Origin of the sequence: Paenibacillus oryziterrae (assembly GCF_042610485.1) — a bacterium.
Lineage (GTDB): Bacteria > Bacillota > Bacilli > Paenibacillales > Paenibacillaceae > Paenibacillus_AQ.
This window is the reverse complement of sequence record NZ_JBGJZO010000029.1, coordinates 1-15230: the sequence shown is the minus strand read 5'-3', so window position 1 is coordinate 15230 and position 15230 is coordinate 1. Positions and strand designations below refer to the sequence as shown.

Here is a 15230-nt window from a genome sequence, read left to right as displayed (position 1 = left end):
AAAACAATGACCCCTTACATTGGACAAGGAGTCATTGCGGCATTTATAGTCTTACTTCAAAGTTATGACAACTCGGCGGTTAGGGTCTTCACCCTTGCTGAGGGTATTCACATAGCGGTGATCCTGCAGCCTAGAGTGAATAATCTTCCGCTCCTGCGGAGACATAGGTTCAAGCACAACCTCTTTGCGGGTTCGAACAACACGTCCGGCTAAACGATCGGCCAGCTCCTCAAGTGTCTTTTTCCGCCGTTCCCGAAAATTCTCTGCATCAAGCACTAGCCGGATGAAACTGTCTGAATAACGGTTGGCAACGATATTAGCCAAATATTGCAGTGCATCCAACGTCTGTCCTCTTCTGCCAATGAGCAGGCCCAGATCCGGACCCGATATTTGCAGAGTCGTTATTTCCTTGGTATGGACAATTTCTACTTCTACTATAAGTCCCATACTTTTGGCCACATCCACTAAAAAAGTGATGGCCTCCTGATAAGCTTCCTCTGCCGGATGTCCGGAATCATGCCGCGGTAAACCGCCGATAGCCTCTTTATTGCTCTCTCTCGCTGACGTTTGAGGCAGTGACGGAGAACTCGCCGCTATTACCGGTGTGAATTCTGGAAGCAAGGTCAGTTCAACCTTTGCTGCCTTCACACCGATTAATCCCAGGAATCCTTTTGACGGCTGTTCCAGTACGTTGACCGTTACACGGTCTTTGCTTACACCTAGCTTGGTGAGTCCACGTTCTACAGCTTCTTCAATGGTTTTCCCTGTCGCGACGGCTGTGCTCATTTTGACTTTTTGGCCTCCTTCGATGCCTTGCCGCTGTTGCCGCCAGAAGTGGTTTTCTTGCTCTTCACAAGATTAACCTCTTTGCTGTTTCCGGCACCTGCGACAGCCAATTGGGTTTTATCGTTATTGCGGTATAAAAAGTAGTTTTGAATAATGGTGTACAAGTTACTATAGAACCAGTACAGCGGAAGAGCGGATGGGAAATTGTAAGACATAACGAAGATCAGAACAGGATAGATCATCATCATGAATTGCATAGGGCCCTGCTGCTGCATCGGATTCATCTTTGTCATCATCCGGGTTTGCAGGAATGTAGTTATTGCTGCCAGCGCGGGAAGGATAAACAATTTATCCGGTTCGCCAAGCTGTAACCATAGGAAGGTGTGCTCCCTAAGATCTGGATTATAGTAAATCGAATTATACAGAGCGATAAAAATCGGCATTTGCACGATCAGCGGCAGACAGCCGGCCATAGGATTAACCTTGTTCTCCTGGAACAAACGCATCGTTTCCTGTTGAACCTTTTCCGGCGTATCTTTATATTTTTTCTGGATTTTTTGGATTTCCGGCTGGATGGCCTGCATCGCACGTGAGCTCTTCACTTGCTTCATAGTAAGCGGCAAAATCAGCGTGCGGACAATAATAACCATCACAAGTACGGCTAATCCATATTGTCCTTTAAACCACTCGGCGAACGTATCAAGCGCTATGGCGAAATAATAAACTACATTACTCTGCCAAAAGCTCCCGGTCTTCAAATCCTCCGTTGTGTGCGTTACTGCGGTATTAGACGAGCATCCCGACAATACAGCTAACGATAACAACAGCACAGCAATGACAAGGAACCATTTTCCCCGTCTACTCTTCAATAGAGACACTTCAAAACCCCTCTCATAAACATTCCATTGCATCGTAAATCATACCATAATTATGAATACAAATAAACAAGCCTCGAAAGGGTCCTCCTTATTTACGGGAAGCCTTTAACAGCTTGGCTTTGCGCAGCACATGCAGCACACTTTTTTCGAGCTCCGCGTATTCCATTTGAAGAGCTCCTTTCCTTACTATAAACACCATATCCAGCCCACAGACAATTTCACTCTCATGATGACGGACAATTTCCTTCACCAGACGTCTCATCCGGTTGCGGACTACGGCATTTCCCACCTTTTTGCTGACAGACACGCCCAGCCGGAACCGCTCCACCTCTTTTCTGCCGAACCAATACACCACAAACTGATGATTCGCAAATGATTTCCCATGGCGGTATACGCGGCTAAAGTCAGCGCGGTTTCGCAATCGCAGTCTTTTTTGCACGAGAATCTCCTTATTTAAAGTACGGCGTAAGAACCTGTCCGGAATTTTCCTACATATATAGTATCGTCATTCTTGAGCAGGCATAAACGGCTAATATAATGAAATACCCCACAAAGTGGCGCAAACGCTGGGAGCGTAAACCAAACTCTGCGGGGAATCTTTTCCTCATATTCGACAACAAGAAGAAACGGCTACGCCATCCTTTTGAAGGATGACGTCCGTTTCCTGAGTAATATAAGAAAATGGATAAGATGAACTTATTTCTTCTTATATTTTAAAAAAGACCACCGCAGTGGTCTCTGGTGGCTTTAGTTACGCACTCAAAACTTTTCTGCCTTTCAGGCGGCGGGCTGCCAGAACTTTGCGGCCGTTCTTTGTGCTCATTCTTGCGCGGAACCCATGCACCTTCTTGCGCTTGCTAACATTCGGTTTGAACGTCGGTCTCATGTATTGCACCTCCCTTACAGGAACTAATTACTGTCGTTATAGGCAAAAACGGCTAAGCCGTCCTTTAGTAGGGACAGTATCTACAGGTTCAAAAACTCTTTTTTTGGAGACAATCCACCACAGAAAACACCTTTATATATTTAAACACATAATTGCCGATAAAGTCAAGCCACAAGGCAGCTCTTCCCCTCTTATCATCGATCCATGTTTGATCCACAATCCACATGCCGCTTCAGCAAAAAAATAATCCACAGCTGGAACCAAATATCCACCTGTTATTAAAAAAATCGTCGACTTTCCACTAATGAGCACAACCTGTGTATAAAATTTACGATTTCTTGGCGTCTGCTGTCGGATCATGAACATATTATCAACAATATGTAGTGTTGTTCTTAGTTTTTATACACAAGTGATTGAATTTGTGGATAAATTAACTGCGATCATTGAAAAACAGGGGTTGTTTTGCTATGATGGTATTACTTTTGGATGTGAATAGATTTGTTTGTTCTCTATTTTATCAACAGCTTGTGGATAACGTTGTGAACAATTCAAATTTATCCATATTTTTTTGTCTCCATATCCTGCGTTTTGGGGATAAAGTTCTTCATCAACTTATTTTCTTCGACATTTCCACTTCATGGCTGATGCCACATTTGGAAGATTTAAAGGAGTGACAGTCTGTGGACAGCCATACTTCCGAATTATGGCAGCAAATTTTATCAATTATTCAAACCAAATTAAGCAAACCGAGCTTTGATACCTGGTTTAAGGCAACGAAAGCTTTGTCTTTCGGCACACAGGTTCTCATAATATCAGCTCCTACAACGTTTGCCGTGGAATGGCTCGAAAGCCGTTACACCAAACTGGTAGGTGCTACGGTTTTCGAAGTCACCGGACAACAGGTTGACGTCAAATTTGTTATTGAAGAAAGTAAGCCCTCGGAGCCCATAGTGCAGCTCTCTGCCCCTCAACCCGCCGTATCGCGTGAAGAAGCACAGACGCATTTGCTCAATCCCAAATACACGTTTGACACATTCGTTATCGGTTCCGGTAACCGTTTCGCGCATGCAGCATCTCTTGCTGTTGCGGAAGCGCCGGCCAAAGCCTATAATCCCCTTTTCCTCTACGGGGGTGTTGGACTGGGCAAGACCCATCTAATGCATGCCATCGGCCATTATGTTCTGGAGCATAATCCCAGCAATAAGGTTATTTATATTTCTTCCGAGAAATTCACGAACGAATTTATTAATTCTATCCGTGATAACCGCGGGGAGAGCTTCCGCAACAAATACCGTAACGTGGACATTCTTCTTATTGATGATATTCAATTTCTGGCCGGCAAAGAGTCGACCCAAGAGGAATTTTTCCACACCTTTAATGCGCTGCATGAGGAACGGAAGCAGATTATCATATCAAGTGACCGTCCGCCGAAGGAGATTCCTACACTGGAGGAACGGCTGCGCTCCCGCTTCGAATGGGGACTGATCACAGATATTCAGCCGCCGGATCTGGAGACGCGTATTGCGATTCTGCGCAAGAAGGCCAAGGCAGAGAACCTGGATATTCCGAATGAAGCGATGATGTATATCGCCAATCAGATCGATACCAACATCCGGGAGCTTGAAGGAGCCCTCATCCGGGTTGTTGCCTACTCTTCATTGACCAACCAGGACGTCACAACACATCTCGCGGCCGAGGCACTAAAGGATATTATTCCTTCCAGCCGTCCGAAGATGATTACGATCAGTGACATCCAGGCTAAAGTCGGAGAGTATTACAACCTGCGACTTGAGGATTTCAAAGCCCGCAAACGGACCAAGGCTGTTGCATTTCCGCGTCAGATCGCGATGTATCTATCCAGGGAGCTAACCGACTATTCTTTGCCTAAGATTGGCGAAGCTTTTGGTGGGCGTGACCATACAACCGTTATTCATGCGCACGACAAAATAACCCAATCGCTAAAAACCGATCAGGAATTGTACAAAGTGGTTAATAATCTTTCCGAAAAAATTAAAAATCCTTCTTAACAGAAGGCAAAGGGCCTATGCACAATCTATACACATGTGGATAGGCTTAATTTTATGCGGTTCGATGGGTTATCCACATATTCAGTGCCCCTACTACTAATACTATAAAGATTTATAATAATTCATCATCTATTAGCAGCTGCAAAGATGATCCCAAACACCGTTCGTCCAATTTTTCCGCTAGGAGTGAAGTTATGAAAATCAGCATTCTTAAAAATGAACTTAACGAATCCATTCAACATGTATCCAAGGCAATATCCAGCAGAACTACAATTCCAATTCTTACGGGTATTAAGCTGGAGGTTAGTCATCAGGGAATCACACTGACCGCAAGTGATACGGATATTTCCATTCAATCCTTTATCCCTGCGGAAGATGACAGCCATACTATCGTGAAGGTGGAGCAGCCGGGCAGTGTCGTTCTACCGGCCAAGTTCTTCGTTGAAATCATTAAGAAGCTGCCCTCCAAAGAAATTCATATGGAAGTTAAAGAAGGCTTTCAAACCTACATTTCTTCCGGAGCCACTGAAATTCAGATCGTGGGCCTTGATCCAGAGGAATTTCCTGTTCTCCCAAGCATTGAAGAGAACGAAGTGATCTCCCTGCCAGGCGATCTGCTAAAAAATATGATCAAACAAACCGCATTCTCCATTTCCACTCAAGAAACGACGCCAATTCTGACCGGGATCCTCTGGAATCTGGCAGATGGTGAGTTTAAATTTACTGCGACCGACCGCCACCGTCTGGCCACCCGGGCTGCAGGACTTGAAGGTACGGAGAATGTCCGTTTCGGAAATATTGTTATTGCCGGCAAAACACTTAATGAATTAAGTAAAATTATCCCTGACCAAAATATGCTCGTAGATATTGTTGTTGCCGATAACCAGGTGTTGTTCAAAATCGACAAAGTGTTGTTCTACACAAGAATTTTGGATGGAATCTATCCGGATACTTCTAGAATTATTCCGACTTCCTACAAAACAGAACTAACACTCGACACAAAAAAATTAAGTGAATCGATTGATCGAGCTTATTTGTTGTCCCGAGAGGAAAAAACGAATATCGTGCGCTTGCAGACTCTCGACAACGGGGGCATCGAGATTTCATCAAGTTCATCGGAGCTCGGAAAAGTGCGTGAAGAGCTCGAAGTGATCAATTTCAACGGTGAACCGCTCAAAATTTCATTCAACTCCAAGTATATGCTTGATGTATTGAAGGTCATCGACAGCGAGCAGCTGGTGATTGCATTTACAGGAATGATGAGCCCAATCATCTTAAAACCGCTGGATGACAGCCGCAGCATGTATGTTATTTTGCCTTACCGGACAACTAATTAAGAACCCGCTCCACGGTCTGTGGATAAGTGGGTGAAAGGATAAAAAAACATGAAATCAATTGTTATCCACAGTGAATATATTAAGCTTGACCAATTTTTGAAGCTGTCTGACTGTGTATCCACAGGCGGGATGGCGAAAGCGTTGCTGCAGGAAGGTTATGTGTTGGTTAATGGCGAGAAAGAGGAACGGCGCGGTAGAAAGCTGTATCCCGGTGATCAAATCGAAGTTCAAGATGCCGGTTCTTTCGAAGTCATCGGCGGCGGAGTAAAAGAGTAGATTCAGGTTTAAATCCCGTCAGGAGGAACCTTTACGTGTTTGTTAAAAATGTCGGCCTGCAGCATTATCGTAATTACGGGCTGCTGCGTCTGGAGAACCTCGGCGACGTAAATCTGATTTTGGGTCAGAATGCTCAAGGCAAAACCAACCTCATGGAGGCTTTGTTTGTGTTGGCAATGACCAAAAGCCACCGGACATCGAAGGACCGGGAGCTGATTTCTTTTGAGGCTCCTCAAGGAAGTGCCCAAATTGTGGCTGAAGTGGAACGGAAGTACGGCGATCTAAAGCTGGAACTGACCCTATCGGCACAGGGTAAAAAGGCAAGGATTAATGGTCTGGAGCAGCGCCGCTTAAGTGAATTTGTCGGATCGCTGAATGTGGTCATGTTCGCACCTGAGGATCTGGAAATTGTCAAAGGAACCCCCGGCATCCGCCGGAGGTTCCTTGACATGGAGATAGGCCAGGTTCAGCCCAGTTATTTATTTCATCTGCAGCAGTACCAGAAAATTCTTCTCCAGCGGGGGAATCTGCTCAAGCAGCTATGGGGTAAAGATACCGCAGCTAAAGACATGCTCGACATCTGGGATGCCCAACTCGTAGAGCATGGTGTTAAAATCGTCAAAAAAAGGAAACAATTCATAAAGAAGTTGCAGGTGTGGGCGGAGAGCATCCACCGGGGAATTACAAACGGTGGAGAAGAGCTGAAATTGCTCTACGTTCCCTCTTTTGGTGAGAGGGATGAGGAAGATGAGACTGTCTTATTAAACAGTTTTATGTTAAAGTTATCACAAACAAGAGAACAGGAAATACGGCGTGGTATGACGCTGACGGGTCCTCATCGGGATGACCTGTCCTTTTTTATCAATGGGAGAGAGGCCCAGGTCTATGGGTCACAGGGTCAACAGCGCACCACAGCCTTGTCCCTTAAGCTGGCTGAAATTGAGTTGATCCACGAGGAAATTGGAGAATATCCCGTTCTGCTGCTCGATGATGTATTATCAGAGCTTGATCCATACCGCCAAACTCAACTGATCGAAACATTTCAGAGCAAGGTGCAGACATTCATAACAGCTACAGGGATTGAAACTCTGAAAGCTGATAAATTAAAAGGTGCGCATTTATATCATGTCCACAATGGAACCGTGGATGTTTAACTAGAGCGGAGGAAAGGCATGTACATTCATTTGGGCGGAGAGAAGATTATACGATCTTCGGAATTGATTGCTATCTTTGATATTTCGATTGAGAAATCCTCCAAAGTGTCCAAACAATTCGTTACTCAAGCCGAGCTGAGCAGCAAGCTGGAGCGGATCGGCGATGAGGAAGCGAAATCAATTGTGGTTACCAAAAACATCGTGTATTACTCCCCCATTTCCTCCTCCACTCTCAAAAAACGAGCCAAGATATTATTAGAAATATAATGTCGCAGCAAACAATGAGATAATTTGAAAGAAGTAGGTGAAGGCATGTCAATGAATCAACCGACATATGATGAGAGCCAGATTCAGGTCTTGGAAGGGCTGGAAGCGGTCCGGAAACGTCCTGGCATGTATATCGGCTCTACCAGTGCCAAAGGTCTGCATCATTTGGTGTGGGAAGTTGTCGATAATAGTATTGATGAAGCGCTGGCCGGCTATTGCAATCGCATAGTAGTAACGATTCATGAAAATAATAGTATTACGGTCGTTGATAATGGACGCGGTATTCCTGTCGGCGAGAATGTGAAGCTTAAGAAATCTACGCTTGAAGTCGTTATGACTGTCCTGCATGCTGGCGGTAAATTCGGCGGCGGCGGATATAAAGTATCCGGCGGTCTGCACGGTGTAGGTATTTCTGTCGTGAACGCCTTGTCTGAAATGGTTCTTGTTAATGTTAAACGTGATGGACATGTGTATCAGCAGGAGTACAAGCGCGGTGTACCGCAGTATGATATTCGTATTGTCGGAGATACGGACGAGACAGGCACCATTACAACTTTTCTTCCGGATCCGGAGATTTTCACTGAAACAACGGTATTCGACTACACCACACTGCTAACCCGTATCCGCGAGCTTGCTTTTCTTAACAAGGGCATTGAGCTTGTGCTTCAGGATGAGCGGACCGGTGTAAGCAATACGTTTAAATATGACGGTGGTATTGTTGAGTACGTGAAATACCTGAACGAGAAAAAAGAAGCGCTTAACGAGGATCCGATCTACGTGGAAGGTGCACGGGATATGATTCAGGTTGAGGTAGCTCTCCAATACAATGACTCCTATACAGAGAATATTTATTCTTTTGCGAATAATATTAATACCCATGAGGGCGGAACCCACGAATCCGGCTTTAAAAGTGCTTTGACACGGATCATTAATGACTATGCCCGCAAGACGGGTGTTATTAAAGACAGCAGTTCGAACCTGACGGGTGACGATGTACGTGAAGGATTGACGGCGATTATCTCCGTTAAAATTCCTGAACCGCAGTTCGAAGGCCAAACTAAAACCAAGCTTGGTAACAGTGAAGTCCGCGGTATCGTGGAATCCTTGTTCGGTGAGAAGCTGCAGGAATTCCTGGAAGAGAATCCTGCGGTGTCCCGTAAGATTCTGGATAAATCGCTGCAAGCTTCACGGGCTCGTGAAGCCGCACGCAAAGCGCGTGAATTGACCCGCCGGAAGAGTGCGCTTGAAGTCAGTGCACTGCCGGGTAAGCTGGCGGACTGTTCTTCTAAGGACGCTTCGATCAGTGAGCTGTTCATCGTAGAGGGTGACTCTGCGGGCGGTTCAGCCAAGCAGGGCCGTGACCGGCATTTCCAGGCCATTTTGCCGCTGCGCGGTAAAATCCTGAACGTTGAGAAAGCACGTCTGGACCGGATTTTGGGCAATGCTGAAATTCGGGCAATCATCACAGCGCTTGGTACCAGCATCAGTGATGATTTTGATCTGGCTAAGGCACGTTACCACAAGGTTGTCATCATGACGGATGCCGACGTGGATGGAGCCCATATCCGTACACTGCTTCTGACCTTCTTCTACCGCTACATGCGCAAGCTGGTTGACGCCGGATATATCTATATTGCCCAGCCGCCGCTGTTCAAAGTGGAGCGCAACAAGATCGTCCGTTATGCTAATACGGAGAAGGAACGTGATGAGATCATTGCTTCCTTTGGCGAGAATGTGAAAGTAAACGTCCAGCGCTATAAAGGTCTAGGCGAGATGAATGCAACGCAGCTCTGGGAGACCACTATGGATCCAGAGAGCCGTTCCATGCTGCAGGTAACGATTGAAGATGCGATTCTTGCAGACAGCATCTTTGATACACTGATGGGGGATAATGTTGAACCTCGTCGTGACTTTATCCAAGAACATGCGACAATGGTAAAGAACCTGGATGTATAAATTTTAGTGATATAAAGAACCTCCGTTTATTTTCCTTTAAGGGAAGTAGCGGAGGTTTTTTATCCCCATATGGGTTTTATCTTGATCTTTTCTTAAACACAGCTTTAGTAGTTACGCTGGAATTTTTCACGCGGCCGTATGAGGCAGCATAACGGTGGATCTTACGGTATATTGACTTGTCGGGGAATATCTTAAATATAACAATGGAGGGTAGAGTGTTAATCTCGAGCACCCATAGATCATGATGTTCATCAATGGCCACGTCCAGGCCGATTTCCTTAATCCCCGAATAAACACTCTCCAGCTGCCAGGCCATTTGTATCCCTAATGTTCTTAACTGATTCATGGTGAGTGTAGTATTGGCTGTATTCATATGTTCTGAAAGCAACGGTTTTACTGACTTAATACGACCTCCGTTATGATAATTAGTGACGATTTTATGGGGAGCCGCCACCCTTCCGAGCATCCCGGTAGTTTCCCATGCGCCTAGTGGATTTTTCTGTACAAGAACACGTAGATCAAAAGGGCGATTATGGTGCTGCAGTAATTCTATTCCCTTTTGTATCAAATAAGGTCGATCCTTAATCAGCTTTTTTATAGCCTCGTCCAGTGCCCCGGTAGTGTTGAATATTTCCGCAGTTTTTCCCTGACGCAGAATATAAACCAGCTTTGTTTCGTTCTCTTTGTTCTCTTCCGATTCTGTATCGTTATTCTGTGGACTGGGAGTAAGATTGACGGTTCGTTGCTCTGCCCGCATGACACCATTGCCGTAAGTACCCCGGTCCGGCTTGATGTAGACAACATTATACAGATCAAGCATTTCATTCAGGACCGAAAATTCGTATTTACGGGTATCTGGAATGTAGGCTGACAAGGAATGATTTCGCAGGATCGCTTTTGTTTTGGCCCATTTACTGGAGACTCTTTGAATTCGCATCATATTCATCCCTTTCGCGATGCTGAAATTTCAGGACAAGGAATCTAAACAATGGTATAATAAGATGATATGGGATCAGGCTGTTCTAAGGTTATAAAGGATAATCTCTTCCTGACATTGGCAACAAAGCCCGTTATTCTTTCCCTACAGTCTATGTAACAGAGGCATGTGCGGAAAGGGCAAATACCCTTACTCGGGCAAAAAGAATTTATAATAGGGCGATATAAAGATACTATGTTTAATTGTGCAGTTTTTGAGAAAGTAATATAATAAAGGGTAGCGGTTTTTATGAGAGACGGATACCATCCAGCAGGATGGCCAAGCCGTTTCTTCTTAACTGAAGGAGGTCCAGCAACTCATGGCTGAACAAAATAACCCGCAAATTAAAGACCGGGACATTGGTGTGGAAATGCGTGATTCCTTTATGGATTACGCAATGAGCATCATTGTAAGCCGGGCTTTGCCGGATGTGCGGGACGGTTTAAAACCAGTTCACCGGCGTATTTTATTTGCGATGTCCGAACTTGGCATGTCTCCGGATAAACCACATAAGAAGTCAGCGAGAATTGTCGGCGAAGTTATCGGTAAGTATCATCCTCATGGCGATTCTGCTGTATATGAGACTATGGTACGTATGGCACAGGATTTCTCTATGCGGTACATGCTGGTAGACGGCCACGGCAACTTTGGTTCTGTGGATGGAGACATGGCAGCGGCGATGCGGTATACGGAAGCCCGTCTGTCCAAGATCGCAATGGAAATGCTCCGTGATCTAAATAAAGAGACTGTAGATTTCCAACCGAACTATGACGGAGAAGAGAACGAGCCGGTTGTACTGCCGTCGCGCTATCCGAATCTTCTAGTTAACGGTGTATCGGGTATTGCCGTCGGTATGGCAACCAATATCCCACCGCATAATTTGGGTGAGGTTATTGATGGTGTACAAGCAATGATCAAGAACCCTGATATTACACCTATGGAACTTATGGAATACATTCAAGGTCCTGACTTTCCTACATCCGGTTATATTTTAGGCCGAGAAGGCATTCGTCAGGCTTATAATACAGGTCGCGGCTCCGTTACCATGCGCGCCAAAGCTGTCATTGAGGAAAATAACGGAAAAGCCCGGATTATTGTCCAAGAACTGCCGTACCAAGTAAACAAAGCCCGTCTGGTCGAGAAGATCGCCGAACTTGTGCGTGAAAAGAGAATTGACGGCATCACGGATCTTCGCGATGAATCCGATCGCAATGGTATGCGTGTCGTGATTGAAATGCGCCGGGATGTGAATCCCAATGTTGTCTTGAATAACCTGTACAAGCATACTTCGATGCAGTCCACATTCGGGATCAACATGCTTGCCATTGTGAAAAATGAGCCAAAGGTGCTTAACCTGCGCGATGTGCTGTATCACTATCTGCAGCATCAAATGGAGGTTATCCGACGCCGGACTGAGTTTGATCTTAAGAAGGCGGAAGCCCGTGCACATATTCTGGAAGGTCTGCGTATCGCGCTGGATCATCTGGATGAAGTTATCGCCCTCATTCGTGCATCCCGTACAACGGATATCGCCCGTGAAGGCTTAATGAATACGTTCAGCCTTTCGGTTGAGCAGGCACAGGCGATCCTCGACATGCGGATGCAGCGCCTGACCGGTCTGGAACGGGAAAAGATTGAAAATGAATATAACGAGCTGCTCGCTAAAATCGCAGAATACCGCGCCATCCTTGCTAATGAATCTCTTGTGCTTGAAATCATTAGTACTGAGCTTCAGGAGCTGCGCGAGAAATATGCGGATGATCGCCGTACAGAGATTACTGTAGGTGAAGAGAGCATCCTGGACGAGGACCTTATTCCACGTGAAGAGGTTGTTGTTACCATTACACATACGGGTTACATCAAACGCCTGCCAGTGAATACTTACCGTAGCCAGAAGCGCGGTGGACGCGGTGTAATCGGGATGGATACGAAGGACGAGGATTTTGTGGAGCATCTCTTTGTGAGTAACTCCCATAATTACCTGATGTTCTTCACAGATAAGGGCAAGGTCTACCGGATCAAGGCCTATGAAATTCCTGAACTTGGACGGACTGCACGCGGAACGCCTATCATCAATCTGTTGCAGATCGAGCAGGGCGAGAAGATCAGTGCAGTAATCCAGGTAGAAGAAGCCGATAGTGATAAGTATCTTTTCTTCGCTACCCGTGAAGGTATTGTTAAGAAGACCCCACTTGGGGATTACAACAATATCCGTAAGGGCGGACTGATTGCGATTAATCTTCGTGAAGAGGATTCTCTGATCGAGGTTAAGCTAACAGATGGAGAGCAGAACTTGATTATCGGTACGGCACGGGGAATGTCGATTACTTTCTCCGAGAATGATGTAAGATCCATGGGCCGCAGCGCAACTGGTGTTAAGGGGATTACACTCGACAGCAATGACCATGTCATTGGTATGGACTGTGTGGATAAGGAACTGGAGGTTCTGATCGTTACCAGCAAAGGTTACGGTAAACGGACACCGGCTGCTGACTATCGTTCCCAAACCCGTGGAGGTAAAGGAATTAAGACGATTAATCTAACAGAGAAGAATGGACCGGTAGTAGGTCTTAAGGTCGTCAAAAACGATGAAGATTTGATGATTATCACAACCAGCGGTACCCTGATCCGTACAAGCATGGATGGAATCTCCACTATGGGACGTTACGCACAGGGTGTTAAGCTGATTAATATCCGTGAGGATGATGCGGTAGCAACTCTTTGCCGTGCTGATAAGGAAGAAGAAGAATTGTCCGAGAATGAGTTGGGCGAAGAAACAGTAGAGGTTGCAGACGTGTCATTAGAAGAAAATGAAGCGCAAGCTGAATTGACTGCTGATGATGAGAACGACGCTCAGGAATAAGATTAACTATAAAGAGCACGGGATTCCTTCGGGATACCTGTGCTTTTTTTAATAAAATCAAAGTAAATTTAAGATTAGCTCCGATCTATACTAGTAGCATGTATTTATCCATACTATAATTAAGTATATGAGCGTTATCTGGACTGGCCTTAATGAAGTAAAGGGGTTGAGCTATAGTGAATATATCCGTTGCGGATGTAAAACCGGGTTTCAAAATAACTAAAGACGTAACTACACCTCTCGGAGGTACGTTATTCAGCAAGGGAAAAGTAATACTTCCGCGTGATATGGAGATACTTCAGGCTTTTATGATTGAGCAAATAGAAGTTGAGGGCAATGAAGGAGAGAACAAAGCAGATGCTTCCAAGATACCGGCTAAGACGGTTTCTGTAAAAGGCGGAGCTGCAAGCCAGATCAGTAATTCTCCCCTACATGATGAGTATGACAAGATGCTGGGACTGATTAAGAGCAGTTACCGGTCCATTACAGCTATGACTCTGCCGATTTATGAACTCCGCAGCCAGCTCGAAGCTATGATTGCACATATAAAGGATTATCATGTCCTGAAGTTTGTGCCCCGGATGTTCAATGAGCAGGATTACAATTATCACAATGCAGTGTTATCCTCACTAACATCGTATAAGATCGCCCAGTGGTGTAACTATCCGCAGAAGGACTGGATGCAGGCGGCCTTTGCCGGACTGCTGCATGATATCGGAAATGCCAAAGTGGATCCAGCAATTCTGCAAAAAGCGCAGCCGTTAAGCCCAGAAGAAAAAGAGGAAGTACGTAAGCATACCACCAACGGTTATCAAATGCTGCGTAATGTAACTGCCATAAACGAAGGTGTGCGATTAGCTGCTCTGCAGCATCATGAAAAAATAGACGGTTCTGGATATCCGCTTCGCCTCGAAGGAACCCAGATCCATGTATATGCCAAAATTGTAGCGGTCGCCGATATTTACCATGCGATGACTCGTGAAAAAAGCTACAGAAAAGCGCAATCCCCTTATTTGGTCTTAGAGCAAATTTTGAAAGAAAGCTTTGGTAAGCTGGATCCTGTAATCGTGCAGACCTTCATTCAGAAGACGACTGAGCTGTATAATGGAACTAAGATTCGTCTGAGTGATGGCCGTTCAGGAGAAATCATCTTTACTGACCGGAGTAATCCAACACGCCCTATGGTTCAGGCAGGGGGCACTATAGTGAACCTGGCGCTAGAGCGTGAACTGTTTATTCAGGAAATCATTTCTTAAATCGAATGAAGCTTTAGCTAAATAGAACTCACTCATCCCTGTTATTGTGCAAAAAAGGGGTTGGGTGAGTTTTATTAATACAACGAGAAACAATTTTCAAAAAAAGCTTGCACAAGATCTGAATACATGGTATATTCTTATTCCGGCCAAGAAATACGGATGCTTCGCTCGAAAGAAACTTGAAAAAAAGAGCTTGCATTGAACGGCTGGATGTGATATATTATAAGAGTTGCTGGTGACGAGATAATCGCCGACAACGAGAACTTGATCTTTGAAAACTGAACAACGAGTGAGTGGGATTTTACGAAAGTAAAATCCAAAATAGAGAATGAATAATCCTCGTCAGATGTTTCAAAATGAGCTATCGCTCTTTCTAAATACCAATTTGGAGAGTTTGATCCTGGCTCAGGACGAACGCTGGCGGCATGCCTAATACATGCAAGTCGAGCGGTTTTACTTTGGAAGCTTGCTTTCAAAGTAGGATAGCGGCGGACGGGTGAGTAACACGTAGGCAACCTGCCCTTCAGACTGGGATAACTACCGGAAACGGTAGCTAATACCGGATAAT

The 15230-nt window shown here is 45.3% G+C and carries 13 protein-coding genes and 1 rRNA gene; 9 read left to right on the top strand and 5 right to left on the bottom strand.

What is annotated here, in order from left to right; all coding sequences use genetic code 11:
• Positions 1 to 51 precede the first annotated feature (51 nt).
• The 4 genes from jag to rpmH all read right to left on the bottom strand — a co-directional run bounded on the left by jag (position 52) and on the right by rpmH (position 2550).
• The gene (jag, locus tag ACAN55_RS21285) at positions 52 to 786 is read right to left on the bottom strand and encodes an RNA-binding cell elongation regulator Jag/EloR (protein ID WP_379137636.1); all 735 of its coding nucleotides are present in this window, start codon (positions 784 to 786) and stop codon (positions 52 to 54) included.
• Entirely contained in the window at positions 783 to 1664 is an 882-nt protein-coding gene (locus ACAN55_RS21280; RefSeq protein ID WP_379137634.1) for a YidC/Oxa1 family membrane protein insertase, read from the bottom strand. Before ACAN55_RS21280 ends, jag begins: the two co-directional genes overlap by 4 nt.
• An 88-nt stretch (positions 1665 to 1752) precedes the next feature.
• A complete protein-coding gene (gene rnpA, locus ACAN55_RS21275) occupies positions 1753 to 2103 on the bottom strand; it encodes a ribonuclease P protein component (protein WP_379137631.1) in 351 nt (116 codons plus the stop codon).
• A 312-nt stretch (positions 2104 to 2415) separates the two neighbouring features.
• Positions 2416 to 2550, bottom strand: a complete 135-nt coding sequence (gene rpmH / locus ACAN55_RS21270) for a 50S ribosomal protein L34 (RefSeq protein WP_025337168.1) — start codon at positions 2548 to 2550, stop codon at positions 2416 to 2418.
• 680 nt (positions 2551 to 3230) lie between these two features.
• Here rpmH and dnaA point away from each other — a divergent pair.
• The 6 genes from dnaA to gyrB all read left to right on the top strand — a co-directional run bounded on the left by dnaA (position 3231) and on the right by gyrB (position 9567).
• Positions 3231 to 4577, top strand: a complete 1347-nt coding sequence (gene dnaA / locus ACAN55_RS21265; RefSeq protein ID WP_379137625.1) for a chromosomal replication initiator protein DnaA — start codon at positions 3231 to 3233, stop codon at positions 4575 to 4577.
• A gap of 194 nt (positions 4578 to 4771) precedes the next feature.
• A complete protein-coding gene (gene dnaN, locus ACAN55_RS21260; RefSeq protein ID WP_379137623.1) occupies positions 4772 to 5914 on the top strand; it encodes a DNA polymerase III subunit beta in 1143 nt (380 codons plus the stop codon).
• 48 nt (positions 5915 to 5962) lie between these two features.
• The gene (gene yaaA / locus ACAN55_RS21255) at positions 5963 to 6190 is read left to right on the top strand and encodes a S4 domain-containing protein YaaA (RefSeq protein WP_379137620.1); all 228 of its coding nucleotides are present in this window, start codon (positions 5963 to 5965) and stop codon (positions 6188 to 6190) included.
• Positions 6191 to 6225: 35 nt separating this feature from the next.
• Positions 6226 to 7344, top strand: a complete 1119-nt coding sequence (recF, locus tag ACAN55_RS21250; protein ID WP_379137618.1) for a DNA replication/repair protein RecF — start codon at positions 6226 to 6228, stop codon at positions 7342 to 7344.
• Between the two features lie 18 nt (positions 7345 to 7362).
• Complete coding sequence (gene remB / locus ACAN55_RS21245) at positions 7363 to 7611, top strand: extracellular matrix regulator RemB (RefSeq protein ID WP_379137616.1); 249 nt, start codon at positions 7363 to 7365, stop codon at positions 7609 to 7611.
• A gap of 45 nt (positions 7612 to 7656) precedes the next feature.
• The gene (gene gyrB, locus ACAN55_RS21240) at positions 7657 to 9567 is read left to right on the top strand and encodes a DNA topoisomerase (ATP-hydrolyzing) subunit B (RefSeq protein ID WP_379137613.1); all 1911 of its coding nucleotides are present in this window, start codon (positions 7657 to 7659) and stop codon (positions 9565 to 9567) included.
• 76 nt (positions 9568 to 9643) lie between these two features.
• Here the strand turns inward: gyrB and ACAN55_RS21235 are convergent, their stop codons facing one another.
• Entirely contained in the window at positions 9644 to 10504 is an 861-nt protein-coding gene (locus ACAN55_RS21235; protein WP_379137610.1) for a YheC/YheD family protein, read from the bottom strand.
• A gap of 358 nt (positions 10505 to 10862) precedes the next feature.
• On the opposite strand from ACAN55_RS21235, the gene gyrA reads away from it, so the two are divergent.
• The 3 genes from gyrA to ACAN55_RS21220 all read left to right on the top strand — a co-directional run.
• Positions 10863 to 13406 (top strand): DNA gyrase subunit A, encoded by a 2544-nt coding sequence (gene gyrA / locus ACAN55_RS21230; RefSeq protein WP_379137607.1) that lies wholly within the window; start codon positions 10863 to 10865, stop codon positions 13404 to 13406.
• Positions 13407 to 13579: 173 nt separating this feature from the next.
• Positions 13580 to 14662, top strand: coding sequence for an HD-GYP domain-containing protein (locus ACAN55_RS21225; protein ID WP_379137714.1), 1083 nt, complete (start codon positions 13580 to 13582; stop codon positions 14660 to 14662).
• 382 nt (positions 14663 to 15044) lie between these two features.
• A 16S ribosomal RNA gene (locus ACAN55_RS21220) occupies positions 15045 to 15230 on the top strand; the annotation flags it as partial.